This window comes from Gryllotalpicola reticulitermitis (genome assembly GCF_042651345.1).
GTDB lineage: Bacteria > Actinomycetota > Actinomycetes > Actinomycetales > Microbacteriaceae > Gryllotalpicola > Gryllotalpicola reticulitermitis.
This window is the reverse complement of sequence record NZ_JBHSCN010000003.1, coordinates 317,625-335,327: the sequence shown is the minus strand read 5'-3', so window position 1 is coordinate 335,327 and position 17,703 is coordinate 317,625. Positions and strand designations below refer to the sequence as shown.

At 69.0% G+C, this 17,703-nt stretch carries 17 protein-coding genes; 9 read left to right on the top strand and 8 right to left on the bottom strand.

The window, feature by feature from the left end; all coding sequences use genetic code 11:
• Positions 1-11 precede the first annotated feature (11 nt).
• Genes ACFOYW_RS05660 through ACFOYW_RS05640 form a run of 5 tightly spaced genes read left to right on the top strand, consistent with a single transcriptional unit; the run spans position 12 to position 5,224 of the window.
• Positions 12-1,301 (top strand): sensor histidine kinase, encoded by a 1,290-nt coding sequence (locus ACFOYW_RS05660; RefSeq protein ID WP_390227798.1) that lies wholly within the window; start codon positions 12-14, stop codon positions 1,299-1,301.
• Positions 1,298-1,978: a response regulator gene (locus tag ACFOYW_RS05655; RefSeq protein ID WP_390227797.1), complete on the top strand. Its 681-nt coding sequence runs from the start codon at positions 1,298-1,300 to the stop codon at positions 1,976-1,978. Before ACFOYW_RS05660 ends, ACFOYW_RS05655 begins: the two co-directional genes overlap by 4 nt.
• An 11-nt stretch (positions 1,979-1,989) precedes the next feature.
• Positions 1,990-3,123, top strand: coding sequence for a mechanosensitive ion channel family protein (locus ACFOYW_RS05650; RefSeq protein WP_390227796.1), 1,134 nt, complete (start codon positions 1,990-1,992; stop codon positions 3,121-3,123).
• A complete protein-coding gene (locus ACFOYW_RS05645) occupies positions 3,120-3,560 on the top strand; it encodes a globin (protein ID WP_390227794.1) in 441 nt (146 codons plus the stop codon). The genes ACFOYW_RS05650 and ACFOYW_RS05645 overlap by 4 nt, the downstream gene beginning before the upstream one ends.
• A complete protein-coding gene (locus tag ACFOYW_RS05640) occupies positions 3,557-5,224 on the top strand; it encodes an FAD-binding dehydrogenase (RefSeq protein ID WP_390227793.1) in 1,668 nt (555 codons plus the stop codon). Before ACFOYW_RS05645 ends, ACFOYW_RS05640 begins: the two co-directional genes overlap by 4 nt.
• Positions 5,225-5,231: 7 nt before the next feature.
• Here the strand turns inward: ACFOYW_RS05640 and ACFOYW_RS05635 are convergent, their stop codons facing one another.
• Both ACFOYW_RS05635 and ACFOYW_RS05630 read right to left on the bottom strand, forming a co-directional pair.
• Positions 5,232-6,737, bottom strand: a complete 1,506-nt coding sequence (locus ACFOYW_RS05635; protein ID WP_390227792.1) for an arylsulfotransferase family protein — start codon at positions 6,735-6,737, stop codon at positions 5,232-5,234.
• 69 nt (positions 6,738-6,806) lie between these two features.
• A complete protein-coding gene (locus ACFOYW_RS05630) occupies positions 6,807-7,460 on the bottom strand; it encodes a hypothetical protein (protein WP_390227791.1) in 654 nt (217 codons plus the stop codon).
• A 22-nt stretch (positions 7,461-7,482) separates the two neighbouring features.
• On the opposite strand from ACFOYW_RS05630, the gene ACFOYW_RS05625 reads away from it, so the two are divergent.
• Both ACFOYW_RS05625 and ACFOYW_RS05620 read left to right on the top strand, forming a co-directional pair.
• A complete protein-coding gene (locus ACFOYW_RS05625) occupies positions 7,483-8,367 on the top strand; it encodes an acyl-CoA thioesterase (protein WP_390227790.1) in 885 nt (294 codons plus the stop codon).
• A gap of 26 nt (positions 8,368-8,393) precedes the next feature.
• Positions 8,394-8,840, top strand: a complete 447-nt coding sequence (locus ACFOYW_RS05620; RefSeq protein ID WP_390227789.1) for a QcrA and Rieske domain-containing protein — start codon at positions 8,394-8,396, stop codon at positions 8,838-8,840.
• A gap of 15 nt (positions 8,841-8,855) precedes the next feature.
• Here ACFOYW_RS05620 and ACFOYW_RS05615 read toward each other — a convergent pair whose 3' ends face one another.
• The 6 genes from ACFOYW_RS05615 to msrA all read right to left on the bottom strand — a co-directional run bounded on the left by ACFOYW_RS05615 (position 8,856) and on the right by msrA (position 14,759).
• Positions 8,856-9,389 carry an acyl-CoA thioesterase gene (locus tag ACFOYW_RS05615; protein ID WP_390227787.1) on the bottom strand — a complete coding sequence of 178 codons (534 nt, stop codon included), beginning with the start codon at positions 9,387-9,389 and terminating at the stop codon, positions 8,856-8,858.
• Complete coding sequence (ettA, locus tag ACFOYW_RS05610; RefSeq protein ID WP_390227786.1) at positions 9,389-11,071, bottom strand: energy-dependent translational throttle protein EttA; 1,683 nt, start codon at positions 11,069-11,071, stop codon at positions 9,389-9,391. Before ettA ends, ACFOYW_RS05615 begins: the two co-directional genes overlap by 1 nt.
• A gap of 93 nt (positions 11,072-11,164) precedes the next feature.
• A complete protein-coding gene (locus ACFOYW_RS05605) occupies positions 11,165-12,877 on the bottom strand; it encodes an esterase-like activity of phytase family protein (RefSeq protein ID WP_390227784.1) in 1,713 nt (570 codons plus the stop codon).
• Positions 12,878-12,928: 51 nt separating this feature from the next.
• Positions 12,929-13,423, bottom strand: coding sequence for a DUF6993 domain-containing protein (locus ACFOYW_RS05600; protein ID WP_390227782.1), 495 nt, complete (start codon positions 13,421-13,423; stop codon positions 12,929-12,931).
• An 87-nt stretch (positions 13,424-13,510) separates the two neighbouring features.
• Positions 13,511-14,101 (bottom strand): single-stranded DNA-binding protein, encoded by a 591-nt coding sequence (locus ACFOYW_RS05595; RefSeq protein WP_390227780.1) that lies wholly within the window; start codon positions 14,099-14,101, stop codon positions 13,511-13,513.
• Between the two features lie 130 nt (positions 14,102-14,231).
• Positions 14,232-14,759 (bottom strand): peptide-methionine (S)-S-oxide reductase MsrA, encoded by a 528-nt coding sequence (gene msrA, locus ACFOYW_RS05590; protein ID WP_390227778.1) that lies wholly within the window; start codon positions 14,757-14,759, stop codon positions 14,232-14,234.
• 96 nt (positions 14,760-14,855) lie between these two features.
• Between msrA and ACFOYW_RS05585 the strand changes: the two genes are divergently transcribed.
• Together ACFOYW_RS05585 and ACFOYW_RS05580 are read left to right on the top strand one after the other, a co-directional pair.
• Positions 14,856-15,569: a hypothetical protein gene (locus ACFOYW_RS05585; RefSeq protein ID WP_390227777.1), complete on the top strand. Its 714-nt coding sequence runs from the start codon at positions 14,856-14,858 to the stop codon at positions 15,567-15,569.
• A gap of 53 nt (positions 15,570-15,622) precedes the next feature.
• A complete protein-coding gene (locus tag ACFOYW_RS05580) occupies positions 15,623-17,701 on the top strand; it encodes an NAD(+) synthase (RefSeq protein ID WP_390227775.1) in 2,079 nt (692 codons plus the stop codon).
• Positions 17,702-17,703: the final 2 nt, after the last annotated feature.

Sequence of the window (17,703 nt, the reverse complement as noted above, 5' to 3'; positions counted from 1 at the left end):
CCCTCGGAGACTTGCCGGACGACCTCCGACTGCCTCGGCAGCCGGGGGTCGTCCGCCAGTTCTGGGCACGCCACGAGCGACTCGCCGACTGGCTCATCGCTCTGTTCTGGGGTGTCCCGGCCACGCTGATCACGCTCGCCGGGCTGATCGCGACCATCCATCACACGGATCGTGCCTGGCTGCCGCTACCCGCCGCTCTGCTCGTCGCAGGGTCCTGTGTCGGCGTGTTCGTCCGTAGAACGCGCCCCCTCCTCGCCCTCGCCATCCTGTCGCTCGCGCTGATTCCCGCGCCGTTCACGCCGGCCGACGCCGCGCAGGTGCTGCCGGTGTTCGGCGTCTACAGCGTCGCCGTGTACCGCTCCAACGCAGCAGCGTGGTTGTGCGCAGGCGTCCTGGAGGTCGTGTCGACGATCTACATGTGGGTCGCGACGCCGGCCGGGGCCGTTCACGCCATAGCGGACCGGCCCGTGCAGTGGGCACCCGTCTACGGCATCGAGCTGCTCATCGCGCTCGCGCTCGGGATCACCGTCGGCAATCGGCGGCGCTACCTCGACGCCTTGATCGACCGCGCACATCAGCTGGCGCGTGAACGCGACCAGCAGGCGCAACTCGCGGCAGTCACCGAGCGGGCCCGCATCGCGCGCGACCTGCACGATGTCGTCTCGCACTCGCTGACCGTGATGGTGACGCTCGCAGAGGGCTCGGCCGTCGCCGCGGAGACGGATGCCCTGCGCGCCGCCGCTGCGATGCGCCAAGTCGCCGACACCGGCCGCGAAGCGCTGAGCGGGATGCGGCACATGCTCGGCGTGCTCGGCGTCGACGGCGTCGCCGAACTCGCACCGCAGCCGACGGCCGACGATCTGCCACGCCTGGTCGAGCGCTTCCGTGAGCTCGGGCTGCCCGCGCGCCTCCAGCTCGCCGGCGAGCTGCCCGCCGATTCCGCGACTCGCCTCGCCGCCTATCGGATCGTTCAGGAGGGCCTCACGAACGCCCTGCGCTACTCGCACGGCCCGACGTACGTCGACGTTCGCGTGGATGCGGCCACGGATCCGATCGAGGTGGCCGTCGACGACGACGGGCTACCGGGCATGCCGACCACGTCGGTCGGCGCGGGCCAGGGCCTGATCGGCCTCCGCGCGCGAGTGTCGGCACTCGGGGGTACGCTCGCGGCGGGCGCGCACGACAACGGCGCAGGGTGGCTTCTCGCCGCGACGCTGCGCCGCGCCGACGTGCCGCCCGGGAACGGAAAGGGGGGCGCTGCCGACATGCCGCACAACGCCGACATGAGAGACGGCGCATGATCCGCGTCGCGATCGCCGACGATCAGCAGCTGGTGCGCATGGGCTTCCGCATGGTGCTCGAGGCGCAGCGCGACATCGAGGTGGTCGGCGAAGCATCCGACGGTGCCGCCGCGATCGCCCTCGCCGAGCGCGAGCGGCCGCACGTCATGCTGATGGACGTGCGCATGCCCGGCACCGACGGCCTCGCCGCCACCGCCGCGATCACCGCCTCCGTCCCCGACACGCGCGTGCTCATCCTGACGACCTTCGACCTCGATGAGTACGCATTCGGCGGCCTGCGCGCCGGCGCGAGCGGCTTTCTGCTGAAGGACGCGCGGCCTGACGATCTGCTCGGCGCGATCCGCGCGATCGCGGCGGGTGACGCGGCCGTCTCGCCCCGCATCACACGACGCATGCTCGAGCTCTTCGGCACCTCCCTTCCCGCTCAGAAGGGCCAGGGTGACGACGCCACGGCGGCGCTCACGCCACGAGAACGCGAGATCCTGGTCGCCATCGGTGCAGGGCTGTCGAACACCGAGATCGCCACTGCACTGTTCCTCACGGAATCGACGGTGAAGACCCATGTGGGCCGGGTTCTCGCGAAGCTGCAGCTGCGCGACCGGGTGCAGGCCGTGATCTTCGCCTACGAGCACGGGCTTGCACGGGGCGTCCAGGGGCCGGGGGCTCCCGCTTCATAGACTGGCGAACAATGAAGCTCGCCACTCCTCTTGCCACCGCCTCGAACGACTTCTGGACCGGCGTCGACCAGTTCTTCAGCCACCAGCCGGGCATTCTGATCGGAAGATTCGGGTCGGCTGTCGCGATCGCCCTCGGCGCGATCATCGTCGCGTGGATCCTCCGCATCGCGATCAAGCACATCGTGCAGCGCATCGTCTCGACCGTGAAGCGCGCCCAGGGCGTCGAGACCACGCAGGCCCTGCAGGTGTCGCCCGTCGCTACCGTGCGCCTCGTGCAGCGCACTCGCACCCTCGGGTCCGTTCTGACGAACATCGCGAACGTCATCGTGTCGGTCATCGCGCTGCTCCTCATCGTGCAGCAGCTCGCCCCGAATGTGCTCGCGTCCTTCGCGATCCTCTCGGCGGCGATCGGCGCCGGTCTGGGCTTCGGCGCACAGAACGTCGTCGGCGACATCCTCAACGGCCTCCTCATGGTGATGGAGGACCAGCTCGGTGTCGGCGACGTCGTCGAGGCCGGAATGGCGGCCATGGCGACGGACGGGGTCGTCGAGGGCGTGGGCATCCGCACCACTCAGATCCGCGATGTGCACGGCACCCTCTGGTACGTGCGCAACGGCCAGATCCTGCGCGTCGGAAACCAATCGCAGGGCTGGACCCGGGTCATCACCGACGTCGCCGTCGGCTACGACAACGATGTGGATGCCGTGCAGGACAGACTGCTCGAGACCGCCGACACGCTCGCCAAAGACCCGAAGTGGCGCTCGCGCATCGTGGAGCGACCCGAGATCTGGGGCATCCAGTCCATCGCGACCGACCTGGTGGTGCTCCGCGTCGCGATCAAGACCCGCTCGACCGCTCGAGACGATGTCGCTCACGAGCTCAACGCACGCGTGTTCCGGACGGTGCGCGAGCTGGGCGTGACAACGCCGGCCATCACGAACCCGATCCTGCAGGGCTTCGAGGGCGCGGCATCCGTCGACGGCGCGCACCCGCCGCGCACCCGGCCGGTCGCCGCGCAGCCCGCGCCGGCGCCAAAGCCCAAGCGTCCCCGCATCGTACGGCGCAAGGTCGCCGACGACTCGACCACGCCCGGCACGGCCGGCCGTGATGCCGCACACCCAGACGCCCCGGAGGAAAACGAATGACCGATCAACCCGGCCCGCAGCCGATCATCGTCCGCTCCGGCGAGCACGGTCCGCAGCTCGGCGGCTCGTTCTATGAGCAGGTCGGTGGGCACGCGACGTTCGTCAAGCTCGTACACGCCTTCTACGAGAGGGTCGCACAGGACGACGTACTGCGCCCGATGTACCCGGAGGCCGAGCTCGACGCGGCCGAGCGGCGGCTGCTCATGTTCCTCGAGCAGTACTGGGGCGGCCCCGGAACCTATTCCGAGGAGCGCGGACACCCGCGGTTGCGCATGCGTCATATGCCGTTTCGCGTGAACCCTGCGGCGCGCGACCGCTGGTTGTCGCACATGCGCGCGGCGGTCGACTCCCTGGAGCTGCCGCCGTTGCAGGACGCGACACTCTGGGCCTACCTCGAGCGCGCCGCACATGCGATGGTGAATACTTTCGAGGCGTGAGCGCTGCTAGGGCGACGGAGCCCATCGATGCCATCATCGTCGGTCACGGTCTCGCCGGCCTCGTCGCGGCCTGCGAGCTGCTCGACGCGGGCAAACGCGTGGCGATCGTCGACCAGGAGCCTGCGGTCGCCCTCGGCGGGCAGGCGTTCTGGTCGTTCGGCGGGCTGTTCCTCGTCGACTCGCCCGAGCAGCGCCACCTGGGCGTCCACGACTCACTCGAGCTCGCCAGGCAGGACTGGTTCGGCACGGCGGCCTTCGACCGTGAAGAGGAAGACGCATGGGGGCGGCGCTGGGCCGATGCCTACCTCGACTTCGCCGCGGGCGAGAAGCGGTCCTGGCTGCGGCAGAAGGGCATCAAGATCTTTCCGCTCGTCGGATGGGCCGAGCGCGGCGGCGGCTCCGCGGGGGGCCACGGAAATTCGGTGCCGCGCTTCCACATCGCGTGGGGCACCGGCCCCGGCGTGGTGCAGCCGTTCGCAGACCGGGTGAAGACAGCGGCCGCTGCCGGTCGGGTCGTGTTCCGCCATCGGCACAGGGTCGATGAGCTGTTGGTCGAAGGCGGCGCGGTAACGGGCATCCGCGGTGCCGTGCTCGCAGACGACGCGATCACGCGCGGCGAACCGTCCAACCGCACCGTCGTCGGTGAGTTCGAGTTGCGCGCCGGCGCCGTGATCCTCGCGACGGGCGGCATCGGCGGCAACCATGAGCTCGTGCGGAAGGCGTGGCCGGATCGGCTCGGCACGCCGCCCGCGTCGATGCTGTCGGGCGTACCTGCGCACGTCGACGGGCGCATGCTCGAGATCGCCGAGGCCGGCGGCGCTCGTCTCGTCAACATGGACCGTATGTGGCATTACGTCGAGGGCATCCAGAACTGGGACCCCATCTGGCCGCTGCACGGCATCCGCATCATTCCGGGCCCGTCGTCGATGTGGTTCGACGCCGTCGGCCGTCGCCTGCCCGCCCCCAACTTCCCCGGCTACGACACGCTGGCGACGCTCAAGCACATTCAGGAGACCGGTTACGACCACACCTGGTTCGTGCTGACGCAGAAGATCATCGAGAAGGAGTTCGCACTCTCCGGGTCCGAGCAGAACCCCGACCTCACCGACAAGGACGTGCGCCTGGTCCTCAGGCGGGCGGCGCCCGGCGCGCCGGGCCCGGTCGAGGCGTTCAAGCAGCACGGTGCCGACTTCGTCGTCGCCGACACGTTGCCGAAGCTGCTCGGCGGCATGCTGGCGAAGACGGATGCTCCGCTCGACACCGCTTTGATCGAGCAGCAGCTGCGCGACCGAGACCGCGAGCTTGCGAATCCATTCAGCAAAGACCCGCAGCTCGCCGGCATCCGTGACGCTCGTCGCTATCTGGGCGACCGCATCGCGCGGGTCGCACCGCCGCATCGGATTCTCGATCCGAAGGCCGGCCCGCTCATCGCGGTCAAGCTGCACATTCTGACCCGCAAGAGCCTGGGCGGCATTCAAACGGATCTCGACGCGCGCGTGCTGACGCCGTCGGGCGAGCCGCTGCCGGGGCTGTACGCGGCCGGCGAGGTGTCCGGCTTCGGCGGTGGCGGCGTGCACGGGTATCGCGCCCTCGAGGGCACCTTCCTCGGCGGATGCCTGTTCAGCGGTCGCATCGCGGGTCGCGCCGCCGCTGCCGCCCTGTGACAGTGCGCTACGCGAGCGTGCGGGCGGCGTGCCCGATGACGGCTCCGGCCGCGTCCAGTGCCTCGACGCCGACGGCCTTCGCGCCCGACGGGAGCGCCAACGAGGTCTCGAAACCTGCACGGTCGACGGTGGCGAGCACGGTGAGTGCATCGGCACTCTCGCCGCTCGAGAACCGCCACTTCAACACTCCCGTGGCACCGTTCCAGGTGACGTAGGCCGTGCCCCCGTCGACGACCACGGCCGGCGCAGCCTGCGGCGTCGCGTCCCACGCCTGCCGGAACGCTCGGTACGACGAGTCGCCGAGACCGCTCGCCTCCCAGATGGCGGTGCCGGCTGAATCGAACTCGGTCGCGTACGGAATATCGCCCCAGCCGATGAAGACATGCCCGTCGTCGAGAAGCGTGTTGCTGCCCTCGGCGGTGGAGAGATGGTCCGCGTACTCGAGCCGCTTCGACAGCGTCGCCGTCTTCGCCGACTCGTTCACGTTCAGATAGAGGCCGGACGACACCCCGGTCGTTCCGGTCTTGTACTGGTTGTCGAACATGCTGATGCGCCCGTCAGAGAGGCGGCGTGCATGATGCTGCCAGGCGAACGTGGCGTCGGAAGCGATCGCGAAGTCGCTCTTCCTGCCGCCGAGTCGCCAGCGGGTGGTACCGGTGTTCCGGTCGACGGAGTAGATCGTGTGCGTGTGCCGGCTCGAGATCAGGACGGCGTCGTCGCCGTCGAGCGACGCGGCGTTCAGGTGGTATGGGTCGTACGGGTTGGCGTCGGTGCCGCTATCGGCCACGTGCTGATAGCTCTCGGTGATGTCGACGTGCTGCGCCGCGTGCCAGTCGAGCAGGACCGCGCCGCTCGCGATGTCGATCTCCTGGATGCGGCATCCGTACATGCGGCCGTTCTTCGGCCCCTTCATCGACGTGAGATCGGCCGTGACCGTCGGATACGACGTGACGAGCGCGGTGCCCTGCGGCGTGAGCTCGAACTCGTGCAGGTCGGACTGCAGGCCGTGGCCGGCACGCACCTGGGCGATCACGCGATAGCTCGTGTCGAGAATGGTGCCGGCGCCGAGCCCGTGGCCTCCGTCGAGCGTGCCGGACCAGTAGGTGAGCACGGGCTCACCCCGGTACTGCTGCACCCGCAGGTCGGTGACGCTGCGGCCGTCGGGCTCGATCCAGATCGGCTCGCCGTCGTTGTCGGTGATGAGCCCCTGGAAGCCGGAGACGCGGGGCGTCGCAAAGAACAGGCCGGGGGCGGTCGACGTCCCGGGCTTGCGCCACACGGAGATGCGCGGGGCGGTGACCATAGTGCTGACGTACCGGGACAGCTGCGCGGGCGGGGTGGCCGCGGCCGCCGGTGCCGAGCTGCCGCGATTCGCGAACAGGTCGCCGACGCCGAATCCACCGGCGGTCAGCGCCGCGCCGGCGACCGCGCCGCCGCCGAGAAGCAGCGCCCCGCGACGGGAGAAGCGGGCGGCGCGGCGATCGGATGGAGAGGAAGAATCTCGGTCGGACATGCTTCGACGCTAGGAAGCGTCGCGCCGGGAACTCCAAGGCATCGCTCAGAAGACAGTAAGGATCGCGCGTCAGCCGTGACGCGACCACGCCGCGCGCTTCACGAGGACATGGCCGCGGGTGAGGGAAAGGCGGGTCCAGGTGCCCGCCTCGAACACCGGAACCCTCTCCTCCCCGCCGAGGAATCCGAGCGAGTCGGCGGCGAAGGCGATGCCGGCCGGCACGTCGTACAGCTCTTCGATGGGCGCGCCCCACACCGAGCCGCGCACGCGCCACACCAGCTGCTCGCCCGTGCCCTCGGGGATCGTGCGGGCCACCGCGGCGATGCCGTCGGCCGCCATGCGCGTCAGCAGCGACGCATCCGTCTCCCCCACCTGTGCCCAGCCGCCGCGCGGAGGCGAGATGCCCGCCCACGTGACGGTCGACACTTCGAGCGGCAGCCGAATCGCAGCCGGGTCGGCGCGGCCGAGCCGGTCGAGCAGCGAGCGCGTCGGCACGACGGCGTCGAAAGACGCGGCGGGGTCGGTCTCGAAGGTGCGCAGGCCGAGCACCGTCGGCGTCTGATCGAGCAGTCCGTGCGGGTAGAGCACCGCGGTGTAGACCGCGAGCACACCACCCGCAGCGGTCAGCCGAACAGAGCCGTCTTCGACGCGGCCCGCGCGCCCCAGATAGGTCTGCAGGTCGTGGACGGCGAGGGCGTCGACGAGCGAGAAAGAGGGGCTCATGGTCACCAATAGACTACGAGACATGGACCCGGTCGCCGCGATGCTGCACGCCCTGGATCTGGCCGAGACGGGTGCACGAACCAACGAAGACATCTTCACCGGGCCGAGCCAGTGGATGCCGCATGGGCGGGTCTTCGGCGGCCAGGTGCTCGCGCAGTCGATCGTCGCAGCGTCGCGCACGCTGCCCGACGAGCGGCTGATCCACTCTTTGCACGGTTACTTCCTGCGGCCCGGCGATGTCGGCAAGGGCGTGACGCTCGGTGTCGACCGCATCCACGACGGGCGTTCGTTCTCCACACGCCGGGTGCAGACCTTCCAGGACGGCGTGCCGATCATGTCGCTCATCGCATCGTTCCAGCCGGAGCAGGACGGTGTCGACCACCAGCTCGACATGCCCAGTGGGCTGCCCGGGCCCGAGTCGCTCAAGAGCGTCTCCGAACTGCTCGCCGGCATCGAGCATCCGGCCGCGCAGTTCTGGACAGTGGCGCGCCCCTTCGACATCCGCTACGTGGACGCGCCCGTGTACCTGCCGCTCGCCGACACGGGCGAGCGCGTCGCTCACCAGGCCGTGTGGCTGCGCGCGAAGGAGCGGCTGCCCGACGACCCGGTGCTGCATCGTGCGGCGCTCGCCTACGCGAGCGACTACACGATCCTCGAACCCGTGCTGCGCCGGCACGGTCTCGCCTGGGCCACTCCTGGCATGAAGATGGCGAGCCTCGACCATGCGATGTGGTGGCACCGGCCGGCTCGCGCCGACGAGTGGCTGCTCTTCGTCGGCGACTCGCCCAGCGCTCAGGGCGGCCGGGGGCTGGCGCACGCCCGCGTCTACCGCGAAGACGGCGTGCTCGCCGCCAGCCTCGCGCAGGAGGGCATGATCAGGGTTCCCGGCGACACCTCAGGTCGCTGATAGGCCCGGGGCGGCAGGATCGAATCATGACCCACGTGACCCGACGCACTGCCATCGCCCTCACCGGCGCCGCCGCCACGACCCTCGGCCTTGCGGCCTGCTCCGCCCCCGGCGGCGATGCGCCGAACCCCGGCTCGGGCGGCGGTCTCGAGGCCACGAAGGACCCGTCCGGCACGCTCGCGGTGGAGTCCTCGAAGGTGCCGGTGGGCGGGTCAGTGATCGTGAGCACGAACGCGGGTTCCGACCCGGCGATCGCGATCGCTCAGCCGAAGGCCGGCGACTTCGTCGCCCATACGGCGGTCTGTACGCACCAGGGCTGCATCGTCGCCGCGGCCGGCGCACAACTGCACTGCCCGTGCCACGGATCGAAGTTCGACGCGTTCACCGGCAAGGTCATCAACGGGCCCGCCAGACTGCCGCTCGACGCGGTCCAGGTGACGGTCAACGGGTCGAACCTGGAGTTCTCGGTCTAGCCGGCTTCGCCCTCGCTAGCCCCGGCTGCTGCCGCGGCGGAACTGCAGCGGCTCGCCCACATACGGTTCCCATGCGGCGCGCTCCTCGTCGCCGACACGGCGCGGGCGCCCCGTCTTCGCATCCACGAGCACGAGCGTGGTCGCCGCGCGTGCGTACAGCAGAGGCTCCCGCGCCGTCGTCGGGGAGTGGATCTCGTAGAACATGTCGACGCTCGCGCCGCCGATGCGACCGATCCACAACTGGATGTCGAGCGGCGACCTCAGGAACGGGATCTGCGCCAGGTACTCGATCTCCTGATGGGCCAGCACCGTGAGAGTGCCCTCGCCCGGCCGCGAACGCAGTACGGCCGTATCGGCGAACGGCCCGGGCTCCAGGTGGCCCTCTTCATCGGGGTCGCCCGCCCAGAAGGCCTGCACGCGCGCGTCCTCGAAGAAGCGCAGCATGGCGACATTGTTCACATGGCCATAGGCGTCCAGATCGCTGAAACGCATGACCGTCGGCACATGGATACGACGGGCGGCAGGAGCCGCGCCTCCGAGGTCCCCCATCAGTCGCGCGTCAGCTTGCGGTACGTGCTGCGATGCGGCCGTGCCGCGTCGGCGCCGAGGCGCTGCACCTTGTTCTCTTCGTACGCCTCGAAGTTGCCCTCGAACCAGTACCAGTTCGACGGGTTCTCCTCCGTGCCCTCGTAGGCGAGGATGTGCGTCGCGATGCGGTCGAGGAACCACCGGTCGTGGGTGATGACCACGGCGCAGCCCGGGAACTCGAGGAGCGCGTTCTCGAGGCTCGACAGCGTCTCGACGTCGAGGTCGTTGGTCGGCTCGTCGAGCAGCAGCAGGTTGCCGCCCTCCTTGAGCGTGAGCGCGAGGTTCAGCCGGTTGCGCTCGCCACCGGAGAGAACGCCCGCCTTCTTCTGCTGGTCTGGGCCCTTGAAGCCGAAGGTCGACACGTAGGCACGGCTCGGCACCTCGATCTTGCCGACCTGGATGTAGTCGAGGCCGTCCGAGACGACCTCCCACAAGGTCTTGTTGGGGTCGATGTTCGCGCGCGTCTGATCGACGTACGAGATCTTGACGGTCTCGCCGACCTTGAGCGAGCCGCCGTCGAGGTCTTCGATGCCGACGATCGTCTTGAACAACGTCGTCTTGCCCACACCGTTCGGACCGATGACACCGACGATGCCGTTGCGCGGCAGCGTGAAGCTGAGCCCCTCGACCAGCACGCGGTCGCCGAAGCCCTTCCGCAAGTCGTGGGCATCGATGACGATGTCACCGAGGCGCGGGCCGGCAGGAATCTGGATCTCCTCGAAGTCGAGCTTCCTCGTGCGCTCGGCCTCTGCAGCCATCTCTTCATAGCGCGCGAGGCGCGCCTTCGACTTGGCCTGGCGGCCCTTCGCGTTCGAGCGCACCCACGCGAGCTCCTCATCGAGGCGCTTCGCGAGCTTCGCGTCCTTCTTGCCCTGAACCTCGAGGCGCTCGGCCTTCTTCTCGAGGTAGGTCGAGTAGTTGCCCTCATATGGGTAGAGGCGCCCGCGGTCGACCTCACAGATCCAGCCGGCGACATGATCGAGGAAGTACCGGTCGTGGGTGACCGCGAGGACTGCGCCGGGGTACTTGGCGAGGTGCTGCTCGAGCCAGAGCACGCTCTCGGCGTCGAGGTGGTTGGTGGGCTCGTCGAGGAGCAGCAGGTCAGGCTTCTCGAGCAAGAGCTTGCAGAGCGCGACGCGGCGCTTCTCGCCGCCGGACAGCACGCCCACGACCGCGTCGGACGGCGGGCACCGCAGGGCGTCCATCGCCTGCTCGAGCTGGGAGTCGAGGTCCCAGGCATCCGCTGCGTCGATCTCTTCCTGCAGCGTGCCCATCTCGGCGAGCAGCGCGTCGAAGTCGGCGTCAGGGTCGGCCATCGCCGCCGAGATCTCATTGAAGCGATCGACCTTCGCCTTGATCGGGCCGACGCCCTGCTGCACGTTCTCGAGCACGGTCTTGTCTTCGTCGAGCTCGGGCTCCTGCATCAGGATGCCGACCGAATAGCCCGGCGACAGCCGCGCTTCGCCGTTGCTCGGCTGATCGCGTCCGGCCATGATCTTGAGGATCGTCGACTTTCCGGCGCCGTTCGGGCCGACCACGCCGATCTTCGCCCCGGGGAGGAACGCCATCGTCACGTCGTCGAGGATCACCTTGTCGCCCACGGCTTTGCGGGCACGGACCATGGAATAGATGTAGTCAGCCACGTTCACCGAGTTTAGATGGGCCCGGCCTCCGAAGTGACCGGGCCCGGGCAATGCGGCGAGCGGATGCGTCGTCCGGTCGCACTGCGTCGCGGGCTACCGGACGTGCACCGTCACCGTCACGGTCTTGAGGACCGCCGGCAGCTTCGTGGTGTCGATCTTGAGGATCTCGCCGTTGTCCTGCTCGCCGGTCGCCGGAAGCGTCTTCAGGTGGACGCCCCAGGTGCCGTCCGCGTCAGGCTGCGGGTTCGCGTCCCCGTTGTCGCCGATGTAGTCGATCCCGAAGTCGTCGTCGTTGGACAGATACAGCGTCTTGCCCGCGTCCGTCGTCGCGACGCCCTCGATCTTGTCGTGCCCGAACAGCTTGCCCGTCGGGTCGAGCTCGCTGAGGAGCGTGCCGACCTGCACGTACGGCTGCTTCTGTGCGACCTGCACACCGGCCGCCGTGAGTGCGGCGAGCGCCTGATCGGTGGTGTCCGTGCCGACGAACGCCTCGGGCGACTTGCCCTGGATCGAGAGCCCCGTCACATCGGTCGCACCGTTGAGGTCGACCTCGTAGAGGGTCTTGTTCGCGAACGGCTCGAAGTTGCCGTCGCGCTCGTCGAGCAGGAACTTCGTGTTCGACAGCGCCGTGATCTCACTGATGGCGTCACCCGTCGTGGCGGGGTCGTCGAGCAGGTACAGGTACTGGTGGGTCTGGTACGTGCGCAGGTTCACCGTGATGATGCGGGTCACCGCGACCTTGGAGGCCTTCGTGCTTCCGAGGTCGGGCATCTGCAGAGCAGACTGCATCGCACCGACGAGCGTCGAGCCGTCCGGCGTGATCGTGAGACCCTCCATGCCCTTGTTGTTGATCCGGTTGGCGAGCTCGGCCGGCAGGTACCCGATGACGTCGTGGTACTGGTTCACCGTGCTGTTCTTGTCGGGGGTGAGCCGCCCGATCTCGTAGCCGTTCTTGTCGAAGTGCGTGATGTAGGGGCCGTACTCGTCGGAGACCCAGAACGAACCGTCAGGCATCGCGACGAGACCCTCGGAGTCATACCCGTCGGCGTCCGGGGCGACCGGCACGCCCGTGGTCCCGTGGCTCTCGGCGACGCTGTCGATGGTCTCCTTGGTGTCGGGCTGCGGCGGACGACCGCTGTAGTCCTCGCCGTAGACGCCGCTCGGCCCCTTCTTGTTCTTGGGGCCCTTGAGCAGGATCGTCTTCTGCAGCTCGGCCTTGCCGCCCACCAGCTTGAACTCGCCGATCTGCGGGGTGAAGTCGGGCAGCGGCTCGGACTTGTTCCCCAGCGGGTCGTCGGCATTGGGGCCCCGGTCGGTCACACCGTAGAACCAGCCGGACTTGCCCGGCACCGGTGAGAGCGATGAGCCGTAGCCCGCAGCCGAGATCGGCGTCTTGGTTCCGTTCGGGCCGGTCACCGTCGCGAGAGGCTTGAGGGGCTGGCCGTTCGCGCTCGTGTCCTGGAACAGCTGGACGGCGTCGGACGCCGTGTACGTGAACGTGTCGGTTCCGGTGAAGCCGGCCTTGGGCGTGTAGCTGAACGAGCCGTCGGCGTTGACGGTGACGGTGCCGTTCGAGGGCTGCGTACTGCGCACGACGGCGGTCGCGCCCTTGTCGTCGCGCAGGACGTTGCCGCTGATTGCGCCACGTCCGCTGAACGAGTCACTGGTGACGGTGAAGTTGTGCGTTGGGGCGGAAACCCAACCGGATGCCTGCGCGGCGACAGCGCCGGTGCAGGCCAACAGGACGGCAGAGCCGATTGCGACGACGATACGGGTGCGTCGCCGGGCATGAGGTTGAGGGGTCATGGACAGAACCTGGCCGCCCGAGTTGAACACCCCGGCACGCCCTGGTGAATATCAATCGCCCAGCGAACCGCCACCACTCGACGGCGTCGACCCGGTCCCCCCGCCGCCGACGAGACAGCCCCCTGCGCCGAGCGCCGGCGCGATCGCCGAGTGGTAGCCGCCGACGGCGTTGCCCCACTGGCCGATCACGCATTCGGAACCGAACTGTGCGGAGACGAGGATGGATCCGGGCACGAGCTTTGCACTGGTTCTGCTCGCGCTGAACTGCAGCGACGACTTCGCGAGCCCGGCCGATTCGAGCGCGGCGGTCACCGCCTGGCCGGTGGCCTTCGCATTCTTGGCGAGTACCCCTTGGATCGTCGCGTCGAAGGCCGCCTGGTTCTGCGCTGCTGTGCCCTTGGCCACGAAGGAGTCGGGGCTGCCGGTCGTCGCACCGGCGGTGGGCTGCACTGTCCAGGCGGACTGGGTCGGGGTGGCCACATCGTTCCCGGCGGCCGTGCACCCGGCGAGTGCAACACCGAAGCCCAGAACGGCAACTGCCAGCACCGACCGACCGACACCCCGCACGACGTCCCTCCCCGCCCGGGGCCGCCCCGAACGCGCCGAGTCTACGTGAGGCGCCCAGGGCGAGACTCAGAACGGCGTCTTCTGAGCCTCGTCGTCGACCACCAGCTCCGGGCCCGCGCCGAGATCAGGGGAATCTTCCGTCGGCTCGCCGCTGTCGATCACGTGCGCCGACTCGAACGAATCGACCGGGTTGTTCCAGAGCCCCGCGGCGACAGGCGACAGCCCCGTCGCCACGGCCGCCGGCTCGGCGCGCTCCTCGAACTCCCCATCCCGCTCGGGGCCTTGACCGCTGCGCTTCGACGGCGTGCGCGCGAACCCTGTCGCCTTGCCCCACCGCAGGTCATGGCCGATCGCCTCGGCCGTGATCTCGACGTCGAGACCGGACTTGTCGCCGGCACTCCACTCGGACACCTTGAGCATGCCCTGAACGATCACCGGATCGCCCTTGTTCAGCGACGCGTACGCATTGCTCGCGAGATCGCGAAAGCAGGACACCGAGTACCAGCTCGTGTTCGTCGTCTCCCACTGATTGATCTCGGCGTTGAACCGCCGGTTCGATACTCCCAGGCGAAAACTCGAGATCGCGAGGTTGTCCCCCACGATCACGAATTTCGGCTGGGTGGCGATGAACCCCTTCACGGTCACGGATGCATTCATCGGGACTTCCTCTCTGGCGCCGGGCGGCGCGTCAGTCGAGTGTGTCCGGGGCGAGGCATCCGCCATCTGCCGCAGGCCGCGAACCGGGGACAACTCGCCCGGCCCGCGGCCTGTGCTGGGAAAGACGCGCTCAGGCGGCGATGACGTACTCCGAGAACGCCTTGCGCACCTTGTTCACCTTCGGCACCGCAACGGCGAGGCAGTAGCCCTGCGCCGGGTTCTTCGCGAAGAAGTCCTGGTGATAGTCCTCTGCGCGATAGAACTCGCCGAGCGGCTCGAGCTGGGTGACGATGCCGCCGTCCCAGATGTCGTCGGCGCGCACGAGAGCCTCTTCGAAGAGCTTCTTCTGCTCGTCGTCCGCATAGAACATGGCCGACCGGTACTGGGTGCCGACGTCGGCACCCTGCCGATTGAGCTGGCGCGGATCGTGCAGCGTGAAGAACGCGTCCATGATGACGGATGCCGGAATCACCGACTCGTCGAAGGTGACGGCCACGGCCTCGGCGTGACCCGTCGACCCCGTGCACACGAGCTCATAGCTCGGGTTCGCGACGGTGCCGCCCGTGTACCCGCTCACCACCTCCGAGACACCGCGCAGCGTGCGATACACCGCGTCAAGGCACCAGAAGCACCCGCCCGCGAGAACGAAAGTCTGCATATCGACCCCTTTCGTGAAGTCTGTCCATGGTCTCAAACCACGGCACGCCGCGGATCGTTCCCGGGCGGCGCCGCCGTCTCGTCGTACCCTCGCGGCATGCAGCTATGGAATGACTTCGTGAACTGGATTTCCAGCTCCCGCAACGAGCCCGTCGTCTTCGCCACGGCGATCCTTCTGGTCGGCATCATCATCGCCGGCCTTCTCGCCGCGTGGATCGCGCGCGGCACGGTCCGCGGCATGCTCGAGCGATCGGACCGCCAGCAGAAGGCGGCGGCGATCGCCGCCCTCGTCGACGCCGCGACCGAGGCTTCGGTGTGGAACTCGCTGACGCCCGGCGAACAGATTCTGAGTGACCGCGCGGTCGGGCAGGCCGACATCCTCGTTCGCCTGCTGCCCGTCAAGGGTGCCGGCATCGCAGCGAGCTGGGCGAGCCACCAGCTGGTCGACATGAAGCGCAATTCGGCGACCTTCGGCTATCAGCTCGACCCGGTCGTGGCCGAGTTCCGCGATCGCCTGATCGAATGGCAGAACCGCCCGGGCAGCGCCAAGCGCATCTTCGCGGGGGACCTCGAGCGCTGGAGCTTCGAGGCTCGCACCCCGACCGGCGAGGTCGAGACCCAGCAGGACAAGTGGGTGGCCGAGCAGCACCACGAGAAGCACGCCGCGCCGGCGGTCCCGCCGTCCGCCCCGGTTCCTCAGCTCGAGACCGTGTCGATGGACCTGCCACAGGCGCCTCAGTACCTCCACGACCAGGCTGCGCAGTCGGCTGACGCCGAGGCTGCGCGCGAGCCCGAGCGCTACACCGCATAGCACCTCTTCGCCGACGCCATCGCGCCCGTGACCCGGTCTGCCAGACTTGCTGCATGACTGACCGGCTCACGGGCGCTCGCGCGCTCGGCACAGCCGCGGGCGCCTATGCGCAGGGCTTCGCCCGCGTCGCCGCGGTGACCTTCCCGATCCGCCTCGCCGACCCCACGACGAACGCCGGTCGCGTCATCGAGCAGGCGCGAGAGTGCGATCGCCGCTCTGTCGCCGTGGCGGTTTTCACTGAGCTGTGCCTGACCGGCTACGCCCTCGACGATCTCGTGCTGCAGGACGCGGTGCTGGACGGTGTCGACTCTGCGCTGCGCGCCATCGCCGAGGCATCCGCCGACCTTCTTCCCGTCCTCGTCGTCGGCGCGCCGCTGCGTCACGGCAACCGTCTCTACAACTGCGCGGTGGTGATTCACCGTGGCCACGTGCTCGGCGTCGCCCCGAAGTCGTACCTCCCGACCTACCGCGAGTTCTACGAGCGACGCTGGTATGCGCCAGGTGACGACCAGCGCGGCGGTGCGATCGTGGTCGCGGGTCAGAGCGTGCCGTTCGGCCCCGAACTGCTCTTCGAGGCCTCCGACGTGCCCGGCCTCGTGCTGCACGCCGAGGTCTGCGAGGACATGTGGGTGCCGGTGCCCCCGAGCGCTGAGGCCGCGCTGGCCGGCGCAACGGTGCTGGCGAATCTCTCGGGCAGTCCGATCACCATCGGCCGATCGGATGACCGGCGCCTGCTCGCCAAATCGGCGTCCCAGCGCTGCCTCGCCGCCTACGTCTACGCCGCCGCCGGCATGGGCGAATCGAGCAACGACCTCTCGTGGGACGGCGAGACGATGATCTACGAGACGGGCGCGCTGCTCGCCGCGACGGAACGCTTCCCGGACGGCCCGCGCATCGCGGTGGCCGACGTCGACGTCGAGTCGCTGCGCCAGGAACGTCTGCGTCAGGGCACCTTCGACGACAACCGCCGGGCACTCGATGAGCGCGTTGCCGAGTTCCGCCGCATCCCCTTCGAGCTGAATCCGCCGGTCGGCGAGATCGGCCTCGAGCGGGCCGTCGCCCGCTACCCCTTCGTGCCGAGCGATGCCGCGAGTCTCGCGCAGGACTGCTACGAGGCGTACAACATCCAGGTCTCGGGCCTGGAGCAACGCGTGAATGCGATCGGCGGTCCGAAGCTCGTCATCGGCGTCTCCGGGGGCCTCGACTCGACGCACGCGCTGCTCGTGTGCGCGCAGGCGATGGATCGGCTCGGGCGCCCGCGAAGCGACATCCTCGCCTTCACGATGCCGGGGTTCGCGACGTCGGACGAGACGAAGGCGAACGCCCACGCACTCGGGCGGGCGCTCGGTGTGACCTTCGAAGAACTCGACATCCGGCCTGCTGCGAACGAGCTCCTGCTGCGCATCGGGCACCCGTACGCCGGCGGCGAGCCCGTCTACGACGTCACGTTCGAGAACGTGCAGGCCGGCCTGCGCACGGACTTCCTGTTCCGGCTCGCCAACCAGCGCGGGGGCATCGTGGTGGGTACCGGCGATCTGTCGGAGTTCGCGCTCGGCTGGGCGACCTACGGCGTCGGCGACCAGATGTCGCACTACGCGGTCAACACAGGGGTGCCGAAGACGCTCATGCAGCATCTCATCCGCTGGGTGAGCGGCTCGGGCCAGTTCTCGACCGAGGTCTCCGATGTGCTCGACCGCGTGGTCGCGACCGAGATCACGCCCGAGCTGGTTCCCGTCGGGGAGGACGGCGTCGCCCAGTCCACCGAGAAGACGATCGGCCCGTACGCGCTGCATGACTTCGCTCTGTTTCACGTCCTTCGGCTCGGTGCTCGACCGAGCAGGATCGCGTGGCTCGCGTCTCGCGTGTGGGCGGATGCCTCGGCCGGGTCGTGGCCGCCGGCCTTCCCCGACGACGCCCGGGTCGCCTATTCGAACGACGAGGTGGTGGACTGGCTCGAGGTCTTCCTGCGCCGGTTCTTCGGCTTCGCGCAGTTCAAACGCTCGGCGATGCCGAACGGTCCGAAGGTCGCCGCCGGCGGGTCGCTGTCGCCTCGGGGCGACTGGCGAGCCCCGTCGGACTCGTCGCCGGAACCGTGGCTCGCCGAGCTGCACTCGGCTTTTCCTCGGGGCTGAGC

What these genes read in the sequence shown, in the direction of transcription:
- ACFOYW_RS05655 (WP_390227797.1), top strand. Translation starts at nt 1,298, where the DNA reads ATGATCCGCGTCGCGATCGCCGACGATCAGCAGCTGGTGCGCATGGGC.
- ACFOYW_RS05650 (WP_390227796.1), top strand. Translation starts at nt 1,990, where the DNA reads ATGAAGCTCGCCACTCCTCTTGCCACCGCCTCGAACGACTTCTGGACC.
- ACFOYW_RS05645 (WP_390227794.1), top strand. Translation starts at nt 3,120, where the DNA reads ATGACCGATCAACCCGGCCCGCAGCCGATCATCGTCCGCTCCGGCGAG.
- ACFOYW_RS05635 (WP_390227792.1), bottom strand. Translation starts at nt 6,737, where the DNA reads ATGTCCGACCGAGATTCTTCCTCTCCATCCGATCGCCGCGCCGCCCGC.
- ACFOYW_RS05630 (WP_390227791.1), bottom strand. Translation starts at nt 7,460, where the DNA reads ATGAGCCCCTCTTTCTCGCTCGTCGACGCCCTCGCCGTCCACGACCTG.
- ACFOYW_RS05625 (WP_390227790.1), top strand. Translation starts at nt 7,483, where the DNA reads ATGGACCCGGTCGCCGCGATGCTGCACGCCCTGGATCTGGCCGAGACG.
- ACFOYW_RS05620 (WP_390227789.1), top strand. Translation starts at nt 8,394, where the DNA reads ATGACCCACGTGACCCGACGCACTGCCATCGCCCTCACCGGCGCCGCC.
- ACFOYW_RS05615 (WP_390227787.1), bottom strand. Translation starts at nt 9,389, where the DNA reads ATGGGGGACCTCGGAGGCGCGGCTCCTGCCGCCCGTCGTATCCATGTG.
- ACFOYW_RS05605 (WP_390227784.1), bottom strand. Translation starts at nt 12,877, where the DNA reads ATGACCCCTCAACCTCATGCCCGGCGACGCACCCGTATCGTCGTCGCA.
- ACFOYW_RS05595 (WP_390227780.1), bottom strand. Translation starts at nt 14,101, where the DNA reads ATGAATGCATCCGTGACCGTGAAGGGGTTCATCGCCACCCAGCCGAAA.
- msrA (WP_390227778.1), bottom strand. Translation starts at nt 14,759, where the DNA reads ATGCAGACTTTCGTTCTCGCGGGCGGGTGCTTCTGGTGCCTTGACGCG.
- ACFOYW_RS05585 (WP_390227777.1), top strand. Translation starts at nt 14,856, where the DNA reads ATGCAGCTATGGAATGACTTCGTGAACTGGATTTCCAGCTCCCGCAAC.
- ACFOYW_RS05580 (WP_390227775.1), top strand. Translation starts at nt 15,623, where the DNA reads ATGACTGACCGGCTCACGGGCGCTCGCGCGCTCGGCACAGCCGCGGGC.